The organism is Catenulispora sp. GP43 (assembly GCF_041260665.1).
GTDB lineage: Bacteria > Actinomycetota > Actinomycetes > Streptomycetales > Catenulisporaceae > Catenulispora.
The window spans coordinates 619,255-632,067 of the sequence record NZ_JBGCCT010000003.1; the positions used below are offsets into that span (position 1 = coordinate 619,255).

Consider the following 12,813-nt stretch of genomic DNA (forward strand, 5'->3'; position numbering starts at 1 on the left):
ACTGGTCCCACTGGTGCCGGCTTGGACGCGCCGCGGATCGTTCTTGTCAGCCGGCATGGGCGGCCTCCCCGGGTACCACCGTCAGCCGGCGGCTCGTGGCGACGGTGCGCGCCGGCGGCGCCGGGCGGTTCAAGTGACGGTCGATAGCAGCTTGCAACTCCCGGATGTCGCGCATGTATCCCGAGCGTGAATAGCCGCTCGGCAGGTTCCGCCGGCCCAGCAGTTCGGCGCCGACCTTGGTGTCGTGGCGCACCTCGGCGATCACGTCGATCTCCAGCGCCTGCTCGATCGCCTCCCGGGGGTTGTGGCGGCGGGCGCCCGGCGGGATCACGACGCCGGCCAGGCACCAGCGCGGGTCGGCGCGCGGCCGGGCGGCGGCCATGTGCGCGGTGATGGTCCCGACCGCGTCGTGGGCCGCGCGGATCTGCTCCAGGTGGTCGCCGGTGACCAGCAGCACCAGGTCGGCGTGCTGGATCAGCGGCAGCGGCGCGTGCGCGGCGTGCAGCGGCCCGCAGTCCACGATCACGTCCACCGTCCGCCGCTTCACGACCAGCGCCGGCAGCACCCGGGACAGCGGTTCCCAGAGCACTGACACGGCCGCGGCCTGGGCCGGCACCTGGACCCCGGCCAGGAACCGGGCCGGGGAGCTCGGGCTCAGCGGCTGGACGTAGCGGACGACCTCCTGCCGGATGTCGGTGTGCTGGTGGATCGCGGCCAGGCCGAGCAGGCCCTTGGCCACGTCCCCGCCGCCCTGCTGGTAGCCGGCGACGATGTCGCCGTAGCGCGGGTCGCACTCGGCCAGCAGCACCGGCCTGGGCCAGGACTCGGCCAGCGCCACCGCCGTGGTGGTCACTCCGGGCGAGTTCTTGGCCGACACCAGGCAGATCATCGCCATGGCGGGCCCATCGGCGCGGACGCCCGCGTACGCCGGACCGGACCGCGGCCGCCGGCGGTCGCGATCGGTCGGACGGCCGGCGCGCTCGGGCTGGCGCCGCCGCCGGCGGGGAGTGGCGCGGGTGGGGTCCACATCGGCTGTGCTCTTTCCCGGTTGTTCGGTGGCGCGGTGGAGCTTTGTGGCATTGCGCGGACTGATGCTCTTTAGTGGTACGGTGTCCGTTTCCTCAAAAGCTATGAGAACTCTGATTCAGTTGTAACCAGTCGCGACCGATGTAGTCCTGTGGATTCGTCGGGGTTTCGCGACCGGCGTCGCAGAGCTCTGCCACCGCGGGCCGCGCGCGCCCTCACCTGGGCCGACTGTGGCCCGCGGAGTCATCGGCGAGCGGCTGAGCTGGGAGTTCGCCGTACATACGTCAGGCATCCCTGTATAGGCGCGCCCAGTGCGGGGTGTCAATATTCGCCATCAATCAACGCCTGAGTGTGGCGTGCTGGATGACCGTTGGCGGGCGAGCCGGGTTTCGCTTACAGGGACTCGGAAATCAGGTCCGTGTGTTCCGCGGCGCGGCCGTAGGCCATCGACAGGGCCCAGGCCCGCTTGAGATGGAAGTGCAGGCCCATCTCCCACGTGCAGCCCATGCCGCCGTGCACCTGGATCGCAGACCTCGCATTCGTCACCGCGGCCTCGTCGGCGAGCAGTTTGGCCGCCGACACCGCGGCCGCGGCGGCGGGCAGGTCGGCGCCGTCGTGGCCGGCCGCCTCGTCGTCGAGCAGCACCGCGGCCGAATGCACGGCGGCGCGGGCCAGCTCGGCGCGCGCGAACATGTCCGCGCACAGGTGCTTGACCGCCTGGAAGGAGCCGATGGCCCGGCCGAACTGCGTGCGCTGCTTGGCGTAGGCGACCGCGCGCTCGGTCAGCACCGCGGCGATGCCCACCTGGTAGGCGGCGGTCAGCAGGGCGCCTTCGCGCAGCAGCGCGTCGGCGGTGCCGGCGTCGCCGACGATCTCGCCGCGCAGCGGCTTCTGGCGCAGCCGGTGCAGCGGGACGCAGGGATCCACAGGGTGTGGAACGGCATCGGCGCGCAGCTCGATCGGTTCGACGCGCAGCACCTGGGTGTGCCCGACGGCACCCGGGGCCTCGCCCTCGACGGTCTCGACGACCAGCAGCGCGTCCAGCGCGTCGAGGTGCTCCAGGATCTGCGGCTCGCCGCCGGTCAGGTCGCCGAACCCGACCCGGTGCCGGCCGCCCGCGTACTCCGGGAGCAGCGGCGCGGCCAGCGCGGTGGCGGTGAAGGGGCCGGTGGCCAGGCAGCGTCCCAGCTCCTCGAAGACGTGCACTGATTCGGCATGCCCGAGGCCGAGGCCGCCGCCGGCCTCCGGCACCCGCACCCCGAAGATCCCGAGCTCGGCCAGGTCGCGCCACAGCGCCACGTCCACACCGCCGATGCCGGCCTCGGGCGCCTTCTGCCCCGGCGTCCCCGGCGCCGAGTGCTTGCCCAGTACGTCGCGCACCGCGCCGGCCAGCGCCAGCTGGTCCTGTGTCGGCCGGAAGTCCATTACCGCGCACCCCCCTTGGCGGCCGAGGGCTCCTTGGGCAGGCCCAGGATCCGCTCGCCGATGATGTTGCGCTGGACCTGCGAGGTGCCCGCGGCGATCGTGTACGCCAGGGACCGCAGGCGCTCATAGCCCGGCTCGCCGTCGTAGGTGCACAGCTCGTCGTCGAAGGCCAGCGCGTCCCGGCCGCGGACCTCGGCGTGCAGGTCGTCCAGGTGCTGCCGGGCTTCGGAGAACCTCAACTTGAAAACTGAGGAACCGGGGCCGGGGACGCCGTCGGCGGAGTGTTCGGCCTCTGACACGTTCCGTTTCACCAGGGCCCACAATGCGTCGAACTCGGCCGCGAGCCTGGCGATCCGGCGGCGGGTCTGCGAGTCCTCCCAAGCCGCCTTCTCCCGGGCCAGGGCCGCGATCTCCACCAGCCGCCGCCGGGCCCACACCACCTCGGAGACGAACCCGGTCCCGCGCTCGAAGGCGAAGGTGACCATGGCGATCCGCCAGCCGTCGCCCTCCTGGCCGACCCGGTTCGCCACCGGGATGCGGACGTCCTCCAGGATCATCTCGGAGAACTCGGTCGAGCCGCCGGCGGTCATCAGCGGGCGCAGCGCGACGCCGGGGGTGTCCATCGGCATGATCAGCCAGGTGATGCCCTGGTGCTTGGGGCCGTCCGGGGGCCCGGTGCGCACCAGCAGCTCGCAGTAGTCCGCGACCTCGGCGTGCGAGGTCCAGGTCTTGCGGCCGTTGACGACATAGTGCTCACCGCCGGCTCCTTCGCGCACCGCCCGCGTCCGCAGCGCCGCCAGGTCCGAACCGGCGTCCGGCTCGGAGAAGCCCTGGCACCAGATCTCCTCGCCCCGCAGGATCGCCGGGATGTGGCGTTCGCGCTGCTCCGGACTGGCCTCGGCGATGAGCGTGGGGCCGGCGTGCAGCAGGCCGACGAAGTTCACGCCCACATAGGGCGCGCCGGCCAGCTCCGACTCCTCCAGGAAGATGAGGTGCTCGGTCGGGGTCGCGCCACGGCCGCCGTACTCGGCCGGCCAGTTCAGCCCGGCGTAGCCGGCCTGGTGCAGCAGCGCCTGCCAGTGCGAGTCGTGGGCGCGGCGGGCCGGCCAGTCGTCCTGCGAGGGCTGCGGGTCCAGGGTCGGCAGGGTCGCGCGGAGCCAGGCGCGCAGCTCTTCACGGAACCGCTGTTGGTCCGGGGTGTCACGCAGCTGCACAGCGGGCTCCTGTCGGTATCTGACGGTCCGTCAGGTGAGCGTATTGCGCGAGATCGCGGGCCACAAGACCCGCTCCCCAACTGACGCCGCGTCAGCTACCGTGCCCGGCATGCCGGTCGATCTGAACGCGATGCTGGAGCCGTCCCGCTGCGCCGTGGTCACCTCCGAGGTGCAGAACGGCGTCCTGGGCCCGTCGGCCCTGTTCCCCGACCTCGCCGCCGCGGCGCGGCCGCACGTCCCGGCCATGGTGCGGGTGGTGGACGCCGCGCGTGCGGCCGGCGTCCCGGTCATCCACGCCACGGTCTACCGCCGCCCCGACGCCCGCGGCGCGAACACCAACGCCCGGCTGTTCGCCGCGGCCCTGAAGTCGGCCCGCCGCGCCGACGTGGAGGACCTCCTGCCCGGCTCGCGGGCGGCGGCCGTGATCGACGAGATCGGCCTGCTGGACACCGACATCGAGCTGCCGCGCTACCACGGTCTCGGGCCGATGTACGACTCCGGCCTGGCCGCGGTGCTGCGCAACGTCGGCGCGCGGACCGTGGTCCCGGTGGGCCTGTCGGTCAACGTGGCCATCACCAACCTGGTGATGGACGCGGTCAACGCCGGCTTCGACGTGGTGCTGCCGCGCGACGCGGTGGCCGGGGTGCCGGCGGCGTACGCGGAGGCGATGATCGAGAACACCCTCGCGGTGCTGGCCGTGCTGACGACCAGCACCGATCTGGCGACTGCCTGGGGAAGGTGAGATCGGCTCAGCCTCCGAGCTGCGCCTGCCGCTGCCGCGTCGTGGAGTGCACCGGATCGGTGTCGAACCGGGGCAGCACCTCGCGTCCGAACGTCTCCACCGACTCGATCGCCACGTCGATCGGCATCGCCGTGGACAGCATCCCGAACACCAGCTGGTCCGCCCCGATCGCCCGCACCGCCTCGACCGCGCCGGCCACCTCCTCCGGCGTGCCGATGCACATCGCCTTGGCCTCGATTACCGCGTCGATGGTCGCGCGGTCCATCTCCGGGATGCGGCCGCCGAGGTCGTTGACCCACTGCGGGCGCGGGAAGGTGTCCAGGTACTTCCACAGCAGCGTCTGGTGGTAGCCCGAGCCCATGGTGGCGGCCACCTCGCGGGCCCGCTGGCCGTCCTCCAGGCACACCAGCTGCGAGGTGACCATGACGTTGTTGTTGATGTAGCCGCCGACCGGGTTCTCGCAGCGCTCGATCTCCTCCTTGTAGATGGCGATCAGCTTGCCCAGGTCGTCCATCGAGGCCTGGGCGAAACAGAGCACGCCGATGCCCATCTCGGCCGCCTTCTTGAAGGTGCCCGGCGACCCGGCCGCGACCCACAGCGGCGGGTGCGGGTCGGTCAGCGGCTTGGGCAGGACGTTGCGCCGCGGCATCGAGAAGAAGCGGCCTTCGAAGCTGTAGTCCGTCTCCTTCCACATGCGCACGATCTGCGGCAGCGTCTCGTCGACCATCTCGCGGGTCACGTCGGAGTCCTCGATGCCGAAGCCCTTGGTCTCGGTGGTCGAGGAGCCGCGGCCGACGCCGAACTCGAACCGGCCGCCGGACAGGTGGTCGAGCACCGCGACCTTCTCGGCGACCCGGGCCGGGTGGCTGACCGGCGGGGTGATGTTGAAGATGCCGGAGCCCAGGTGGATGCGCTCGGTGGCGGCGGCGAGGTAGCCCAGGAAGGCCTCGTTCGCGGACAGGTGCGAGTACTCGTCGAGGAAATGGTGCTCGGTGGCCCAGGTGTACTTGAAGCCCGCGCGGTCGGCGGCCTTGACCAGCTCGATCTCGTCGCGGAGCCGCGTGGCCTCCGTTATCTCGGGGTGGTCCTGTGGTACGTAGAGGCTGTTGAAGAGGCCGAACTCCACGGTGGGCTCCTACTCGTCGTCGGTCGGCGCCATCTGACGCACCGTCAGATATCGTACTGATCGGCTTTGCGGTCGCAAGGGGCACGGCTCTTCCGCCTGATCGCGGCGTGGAGTAGAACTGCCTGGAACTGACTCACCGTCAGATTTGATCCGATCCGATCTGTGCCGACTGGAGGCGCGCGATGCTGGACGCGGGAAGCCTGTGGGAGCTGATCGAGCGGCGCGCCGAGGCTGATCCGGACCGCGAGCTGCTGGTGGACTCCGGCGGGTCGCGGATGACCAACGGCGCCTTCCGGGACGCCGCGCTGCGGACCGCGGCCGGGCTGCACGGCCTCGGGGTGCGCGCCGGGACCGTGGTGTCCTGGCAGCTGCCCACCTGGAACGTCGGCTACGTGCTGATGGCCGCGCTGAGCCGGCTCGGCGCGGTCCAGAACCCGATCATCCCCATCTACCGCGACCGCGAGGTGGGGTTCATCGTCCGGCAGATCGCGCCGGAGCTGGTGATCACGCCGTCGGAGTTCGGCGGCTTCGACTTCGCCGCGATGATCTCACGACTGACCCAGGGCACTGCGACCCGGCAGATCACCGCCGACCGCACCCTGCCCGAGGGCGACCCGGCCGTGCTCCCGCCGTATCAGGCTCCTGCCGAGCGCGAACTGCGCTGGTACTTCTACAGCTCGGGCACCACGGCCGATCCCAAGGGCGCCCGGCACACCGACGCGGCGATCCTGGCCGCGGCCCGCGGCATGCACACCTGCCTGGCGCTGACCGGCGAGGACATCAACGGGATGGCGTTCCCGCTGACCCACGTCGCCGGCCCGATCTGGCTCGCGTCCTCGCTCATGGCCGGGCTGTCGAACGTCTTGCTGGACCGGTTCGACCCGGCGGCGGCCGTGGAGCTGTTCGGCCGGGAGAAGGTGACGCTCGGCGGTTCGGGGACGCCGTTCCACCTGGCCTATCTCAAAGCCCAGCGGGAGTTCGCAAAGACCCGCCCGGGACAGCGGGCGTTCCCCACCTTCCGGCTGTGCAACGGCGGCGGCGCGCCGCGCCCGGCGACGCTGCACGCCCAGATCCGTGACGAGGTCGGGGGCCTCGGCGTGATAGCGGGCTGGGGTCTGACCGAGGCGCCGATCCTGACCATGTCCACGGTGCACGACCCGCAGTCGGCGCTCGACGACTCCGAGGGGCGCCCGATGCCCGGCGTCGAGCTGCGGGTGGTGACGCTGGACGGCAAGCCCGCCGGCCCCGGCGACGAGGGCGAGCTGCGGGCCAAGGCGCCGCAGCTGATGCTCGGCTATGTGGACGAGGCGCTGAACGCCGACGCCTTCGACGCGGACGGCTACTTCCGCACCGGCGACCTCGGGACCGTGGACGCCGAGGGCTTCGTGCGGATCACCGGACGGCTCAAGGACATCATCATCCGCAAGGGCGAGAACATCTCCGCCAAGGAGATCGAGGACCTGTTGTTCACGCATCCGCGCGTGGCCGAGGCCGCGGTGATCGGGCTGCCGGACGCCGAGCGGGGCGAGCGGGTGTGCGCGGTGGTCGTCGGCCTGGAGGAGACAGGGGACGCCGGGGAGGCGCAGCCGCTGGAGTTCGCGGAGATGGTCGCGTTCCTGAAGCAGGCCGGGCTGACCACCCACAAGCTGCCGGAGCAGCTGGAGATCGTGGACGGGCTGCCGCGGAATCCGACCGGCAAGGTGATCAAGCGGGATCTGGTGGCGCGGTTCCGGGACTAGCCGGCCGTGCGGCCGGCACCGCGAGGTGAGATGGCGGTACCGGCGGGGTGTACCGGTACCGCCATCTCAGGGCCGGTCGCCATTGGCCGGCCCTTGCTTACGCCGCCGTGGCCTTGAGGAGCGCTTCGGCTTCGGCGACAACCGTGGCGGGCGACGGCACGGCATGCGCGCCGGGCCCGCGGTATGTGGCGTGCGGGTCCAGGCCGGACAGCCGCGCCGCGAGCACGTCGGCCTGGGCCAGCACCGTCTCGGACCGTCCGGACAGGCTCCGGCGGTGCTCGGCGCAGGCACCGAGGGCGTGGATGTGCGGGTCGGAGACGCTGCGCAGCGTGTCGTCCACGACGATGCCGCGCGCCACCGCCAGACCCGAGGTCCAGGCCAGGGCGGTGTTCGGCGCGGTGCCGCAGGCCAGGACCGCCAGGTCGCAGGTCAGCCGGTGGCCGTCGGCGAGCGTGACGCCCTCGAGCCGGCCGCCGGGGCCGGACGTCAGGGCCCGGACCCGGCAGTCCTGGTAGGCGATGACCCCGGTGCGGCGCAGCGTCAGGTAGGCGTCGGTCGGGGTGATCTCCGGCGTGGCCGGGGTCTGGTCGATGAGCTCGACGTGCAGCGGGTCGTCCGCGCGCATCAGGCGCAGCGCCGCGGCCACGTCCAGGCCGGTGGTGCTGCCGCCTATGACGACGGCGTGGGTGGCGGCGGTCGCGGCCTCGGCCAGGCGGCGGAAGTCGGCCGCGGTGTGCGCGGAGTGGACGCCGGGGAGCAGGTCCAGGCCGTCGTCGGTCCGCAGGCCCTTGATCGGCGGCAGCACCGGATTGGCGCCGGTGGCCAGGACCAGGGTGTCGTACGGCTGGATCCACTGGTCGGAGCCGTGGACGAGCCGGTGCATGCGGTCCACGGCCACGGCCCGGACGCCTGCCCGCACGGTCAGGCGCGGGTCGGCCGGGGTCGGCAGGGCGGCCGCGGCGGCACCGGTCAGCATGCCCGGCAGCGCCGAGCGGTCGTGCGCTGTGCCACCCTCGCCGGCGTAGACGGTGACGTCCACATCGGCGTCCGCGGCCAGCAATCCGGTGACGAGGCGGTGGGCCGCCAGGCCCCAGCCGACCACGACGATCTTCCTGGTCATAGCGGGATCCCTTCGGTCGGCGACGCGATGCCTCCACGATGCCGGACCGACGTTTCCGGATCGCTTCGCCGATGTTTCGGCCTTCGGCCGGGCTTTCGGTCTTCGGCCGGGCTTTCGGCCGGGCTTTCGGTCTTCGTCCCGCCATGTCGGCCGGAGTAGGCTGCGTGAAACGGGGTCGGGGGCGCACGGAATCGGGGGGAAGACCATGCGCGAACAGGTCAAACGGCAGCGCGCGAAACTGATCGTCGGCGGCATGATGTCGGCGGCGGTGATCGGCTGGGGCGTCGCGGGGTGCAGCCACGACGACCACGACCGCTGCGTGGACACCCGCAACAACACGGTGATCCCGGACCAGTACTGCCAGGACACCACGACCAACTTCACCTACGCGCACTGGTACCGCGGCGGCAGCGGCTTCAAGCTGGGCCAGCGCGTCTCCGGCGGCGAGGTCGGCGAGCACGGCGTGGTCCGCGGCGGCTTCGGCGGACACGGCGGCAGCGGGGGCGAGGGCGGCGAGGGCGGCCACGGTGGCGGCGAAGGCGGGCACGGCGGCTGATGCGCAGACTGCAGAGCCCGCCCCGCGAGCGCTGGCGCGAGGCCGTCGAATCGCAGGGCCTGGTCTTCCCGGTGACGGACCTGGAGGACGGCAGCGTCGTCCCCTACTGGTACGAGTCCGCGCACTACTCGCTGACCATGGCCGAGGTCGACGCGCTGGAGGACACCACCGCGGAGCTGCACGCCATGTGCCTGGCCGCGGCCGAGCACGTCGTCGCCCGCGACCGCTTCGCCGACCTGGGCATCACCGACCCGGCGGTGGTCCGCGCGATCCGCGAGTCCTGGTCGGCGCAGCCGCCGTCGCTGTACTCGCGCTTCGACCTGCGCTACGACGGCGACGACGGCCGCACGGCGAAGCTGCTGGAGTACAACGCGGACACCCCGACGATGCTCCTGGAGTCCGCGATCTGCCAGTGGTACTGGCTCCAGGACACGCGGCCGGACCTGGACCAGTGGAACTCGCTCCACGAGCGCCTGGTCGACGCCTGGCAGAAGACGCGCGTCCGGCTCTCGCACGGCCCGGTGCACTTCGTCTACGCCGAGTGCGACGAGAGCGGCGAGGACTACATGACCTCCTCCTACGTCGCCGAGACCGCGCAGCAGGCCGGCCTGACCCCGGTGGTGCTGCCGGTGGAGAAGATCGGCTGGCACGCCGCCTCGGGCTGGTTCGTGGACCTCGAGCAGACCCGCATCCGTACGGTGTTCAAGCTCTACCCGTGGGAGTGGCTGGTCGCCGAGGACTTCGGCCCGCTGGCGCTGGCCGCCGCCGACCGCACGCAGTGGATCGAGCCGATCTGGAAGATGCTGCTGTCCAACAAGGCGCTGCTGGCGATCCTGTGGGAGCTCTATCCCGGCCACCCGAATCTGCTGCCCGCCTACCTCGACGGCCCGCGCGGCATGAGGGACTACGTCGCCAAGCCGCTCCTGGGCCGCGAGGGCGCCTCGATCCGCATCGTCACCGGCGGCGAGGAGTTCGAGCAGCCCGGGCACTACGGCCGGGAGGGGTACGTCTACCAGGAGTTCTCCCCGCTTCCGGAGTTCTCCGGCAGCGACGGGGGCGGCCGTGCGGTGCTCGGGTCGTGGCTCGTCGACGGCGAGCCGGCGGGCCTGGGGATCCGGGAGCTCGGACGGGCTGGTGACGGACACCTACGCGCGGTTCGTGCCGCACGTCATCGACGGTTAGCGGCCGCCAGTCGGACGGTTACTGGGACGAACGCCCGCGATCAGCGACAATGGCGGGCATGGCCGAGCCGAAGAAGCAGCAGTGGGTCCTCACCCTGTCGTGTCCGGACACCCCCGGTGTCGTGCACGGCGTCGCGAACTACCTCCTCATGACGGGCTGCACGATTCTGGACAGCCAGCAGTACGGCGACCCGGACTCCGGTCTGTTCTTCATGCGCGTCAGCTTCGAGCGGGTCCACGACGCGGTGACGCTGGAGCAGCTGAACAGCAGCTTCGAGGCGGTCGGGGCGACCTTCCGGATGGCCTGGCGGATCCACGACGCCAACGACCTCATGCCGGTGGTGCTGATGGTCAGCAAGTTCGGGCACTGCCTGAACGACCTGCTGTTCCGGGCCAGCACCGGGGCGCTGCCGGTGCGGATCGCCGCCGTGGTGTCGAACCACCGGGACTTCGAGGAGCTGACCGGCTCCTACGGCGTGGACTTCGTGTACCTGCCGGTCGCCGCCGGCGACACCGAGGCCAAGGCGGAGGCCGAGGCCGCGCTGCTGGAGGTGGTCGAGAGCCGGGGCGTGGAGCTGGTCGTGCTGGCCCGCTACATGCAGGTGCTCAGCGACGACGTGTGCAAGGCGCTGGAGGGCCGGATCGTCAACATCCACCACTCCTTCCTGCCGAGCTTCAAGGGCGCCAAGCCCTACCACCAGGCGCACGCCCGCGGCGTGAAGCTGATCGGGGCCACCGCCCACTACGTCACCGCCGACCTCGACGAGGGCCCGATCATCGAGCAGGAGGTGGCGCGCGTCGGCCACGGCGTCAGCCCCGAGCAGCTGGTCGCGGTCGGCCGCGACGTGGAGTGCCAGGTGCTGGCGCGCGCCGTGAAGTGGCACGCCGAGCATCGGGTGCTGCTGAACGGGAACCGCACGGTCGTCTTCGCATAGGACGGACGGTGCGGGGCCCTGGAAAGCGCTGCTCGCTTCCCAGGGCCCGGCTTGTCAGGAGCTCGACTGGCTTCCGGAGGGCTGGCTGGTTCCGGAGGACTGGGTGGTTCCGGAGGACTGGGTTTCGGGTGGCTGGCTGTTCCCCGATGACTCGCTTCCGGAAGGCTGGCTGAAGCCGGAGGACTGACTCCCTGACGGCGGGGTCTGTCCCGACGGTGGGGTCTGTCCCGACGACAGGCTTCCCGACGGCGGACTCCACGAGTCGGTCGCGCCACTCGGCGGCGCCCCGACCGGGTACCCGCCCAGACTCGGCGCGGTCGGGAGCGTGTATCCGCTCGAGTTCGGCGGAGCCATGCTCTGCAGCTGCTTGGTGATGTCTTCCAGGTGCTGGAGCTGCGCCTTCGCGTAGTTCAGGAACCCGGCATCGCTCAGGATCGTCGCCAACTGGGCGTTGCTCAGCAGCGGCGTCGCCGACGTGGGCGGTGCCACGCCGTTCGGGGCGCCGCCGGTAGAGGTGCCCAGCAGGATGTCGACCCGCGGGTCCGTCACTCCCTTCCCGACGTATCCGGCGCTCGGGGCGCCCGAGGGGTCGCTGTTCACGACCACCGTCCCGCCGGCCGTGCTGGTCTGGACGCATCCGGCCGGCGCCTGGCCGCCACAGCTCAGCGGGTGCCCGTCCAGAGTCGATGCCGACTCCGTGGAGGGGAACATGAAGTTCGTCTTGCCGTTCGGCCCGGTGAGGACGAGGAACCAGGAATCCGTCGCCTTCACGGTGTATCCCGCCGGCAGCGCCGCCTGGATGTACTTCGCCGAACCCTTGGCGAAGTCGGCGTTGAAGTTCTGCTGCGCGTTGTACAGATTGCAGTACTGTGCCAGGTCTCCCTTAACGGTGCCCGGGGTGTTGCAGTACGGCGTCCACCACATGCCCTCCGGGAACGACGGGCTGCTCGCCGTCGTGGGTGCGGCGAGGCCCGGGCCGCCCGCGGGGCTCGCGCCGTTCCCGGACCCGCCGCTCATGGCCGCGACCCCCGTCCCCACTGCCAGCACCGCCAGCGCCGCCGCGCCGGACAGCGCCCAGTCCCGCCGCCGCCGGCGCATGCCCCAGTCCATAGCGGCGTCGATGACGTCCCGCTGCTGTGGCTCGTCCTCCGGCGCCGGAAGCGCGCCGGACAACAGCTCACGCATGTCGTTCACAGTTCTTCTCCCAGCTAGTCGTGGATGAGCTCGCCGACGGCCGCACCGAGCCGCTGCCGCAGAATGGCGATCGCCCGGGACGTCTGGCTCTTGACCGTCCCGGAGGAGACCCCGAGCGCGTCGGCCGTCTGCTCGACGGTCAGGTCCTCCCAGAACCGCAGGAGGACGACCGCCCGGGCCCGCGGCGGCAGCGTGTCGAGTGCGCTGCGCACCGCGAGCCGCAGGGCGGCGTCGTCGGCCGGGGAGGCCGGTTCGGGGATGTCGTCCAGGGCGACGGTCGTGCGGTCCTTCTGCTTGAGATCCAGGAAGGCGCGGTACAGCACCGTGCGGGCGTACGCGTCGACGGAGTCGGCACGGCTCACCCTCGGCCAGGACCGGAACAGCCGACCGAAGGTCGTCTGCACGAGGTCCTCGGCGGTGTGCCAGTCCCCGCACAACAGGTACGCGCTACGGCGCAAGTGGGGCTGTGCCCCCACGGCGTACTCACGGAACTGTTCGCGGGCATCGGCCGAACCGCCAGGCACCAGCGGGCTCTTGAGTTTCCTCACGTTAGGT

The 12,813-nt window shown here is 71.6% G+C and carries 11 protein-coding genes and 1 pseudogene; 5 read left to right on the forward strand and 7 right to left on the reverse strand.

Annotated elements, in window-relative coordinates; genetic code table 11:
• Window positions 1-46: 46 nt before the first annotated feature.
• The 3 genes from ABH926_RS10135 to ABH926_RS10145 form a co-directional block, all read right to left on the reverse strand.
• Window positions 47-1,027, reverse strand: coding sequence for a hypothetical protein (locus ABH926_RS10135; RefSeq protein ID WP_370365148.1), 981 nt, complete (start codon window positions 1,025-1,027; stop codon window positions 47-49).
• Window positions 1,028-1,419: 392 nt separating this feature from the next.
• Entirely contained in the window at window positions 1,420-2,451 is a 1,032-nt protein-coding gene (locus tag ABH926_RS10140; protein WP_370365149.1) for an acyl-CoA dehydrogenase family protein, read from the reverse strand.
• Window positions 2,451-3,665 (reverse strand): acyl-CoA dehydrogenase family protein, encoded by a 1,215-nt coding sequence (locus ABH926_RS10145; RefSeq protein WP_370365150.1) that lies wholly within the window; start codon window positions 3,663-3,665, stop codon window positions 2,451-2,453. The genes ABH926_RS10140 and ABH926_RS10145 overlap by 1 nt, the downstream gene beginning before the upstream one ends.
• Window positions 3,666-3,774: 109 nt before the next feature.
• Here ABH926_RS10145 and ABH926_RS10150 point away from each other — a divergent pair, with 109 nt between their 5' ends.
• Window positions 3,775-4,407, forward strand: a complete 633-nt coding sequence (locus ABH926_RS10150; protein WP_370365151.1) for a cysteine hydrolase family protein — start codon at window positions 3,775-3,777, stop codon at window positions 4,405-4,407.
• Window positions 4,408-4,414: 7 nt separating this feature from the next.
• Here ABH926_RS10150 and ABH926_RS10155 read toward each other — a convergent pair whose 3' ends face one another.
• Complete coding sequence (locus ABH926_RS10155) at window positions 4,415-5,533, reverse strand: LLM class flavin-dependent oxidoreductase (RefSeq protein WP_370365152.1); 1,119 nt, start codon at window positions 5,531-5,533, stop codon at window positions 4,415-4,417.
• Window positions 5,534-5,715: 182 nt separating this feature from the next.
• Between ABH926_RS10155 and ABH926_RS10160 the strand changes: the two genes are divergently transcribed.
• The gene (locus ABH926_RS10160) at window positions 5,716-7,272 is read left to right on the forward strand and encodes a class I adenylate-forming enzyme family protein (protein ID WP_370365153.1); all 1,557 of its coding nucleotides are present in this window, start codon (window positions 5,716-5,718) and stop codon (window positions 7,270-7,272) included.
• A 97-nt stretch (window positions 7,273-7,369) separates the two neighbouring features.
• Here ABH926_RS10160 and ABH926_RS10165 read toward each other — a convergent pair whose 3' ends face one another.
• A complete protein-coding gene (locus tag ABH926_RS10165) occupies window positions 7,370-8,392 on the reverse strand; it encodes an FAD-dependent oxidoreductase (RefSeq protein WP_370365154.1) in 1,023 nt (340 codons plus the stop codon).
• A 205-nt stretch (window positions 8,393-8,597) separates the two neighbouring features.
• On the opposite strand from ABH926_RS10165, the gene ABH926_RS10170 reads away from it, so the two are divergent.
• The 3 genes and pseudogenes from ABH926_RS10170 (at window position 8,598) to purU (ending at window position 11,064) form a co-directional block, all read left to right on the forward strand.
• A complete protein-coding gene (locus tag ABH926_RS10170; protein ID WP_370365155.1) occupies window positions 8,598-8,948 on the forward strand; it encodes a hypothetical protein in 351 nt (116 codons plus the stop codon).
• Window positions 8,948-10,130 (forward strand): annotated as a pseudogene (locus ABH926_RS10175) (glutathionylspermidine synthase family protein). The gene ABH926_RS10170 and the pseudogene ABH926_RS10175 overlap by 1 nt, the downstream one beginning before the upstream one ends.
• 49 nt (window positions 10,131-10,179) lie before the next feature.
• Window positions 10,180-11,064, forward strand: coding sequence for a formyltetrahydrofolate deformylase (gene purU / locus ABH926_RS10180; RefSeq protein ID WP_370365156.1), 885 nt, complete (start codon window positions 10,180-10,182; stop codon window positions 11,062-11,064).
• Window positions 11,065-11,118: 54 nt separating this feature from the next.
• Here the strand turns inward: purU and ABH926_RS10185 are convergent, their stop codons facing one another.
• Both ABH926_RS10185 and ABH926_RS10190 read right to left on the reverse strand, forming a co-directional pair.
• Window positions 11,119-12,258: a hypothetical protein gene (locus tag ABH926_RS10185; protein WP_370365157.1), complete on the reverse strand. Its 1,140-nt coding sequence runs from the start codon at window positions 12,256-12,258 to the stop codon at window positions 11,119-11,121.
• A gap of 14 nt (window positions 12,259-12,272) precedes the next feature.
• Window positions 12,273-12,806 carry a SigE family RNA polymerase sigma factor gene (locus ABH926_RS10190; protein WP_370365158.1) on the reverse strand — a complete coding sequence of 178 codons (534 nt, stop codon included), beginning with the start codon at window positions 12,804-12,806 and terminating at the stop codon, window positions 12,273-12,275.
• Window positions 12,807-12,813 lie beyond the last annotated feature (7 nt).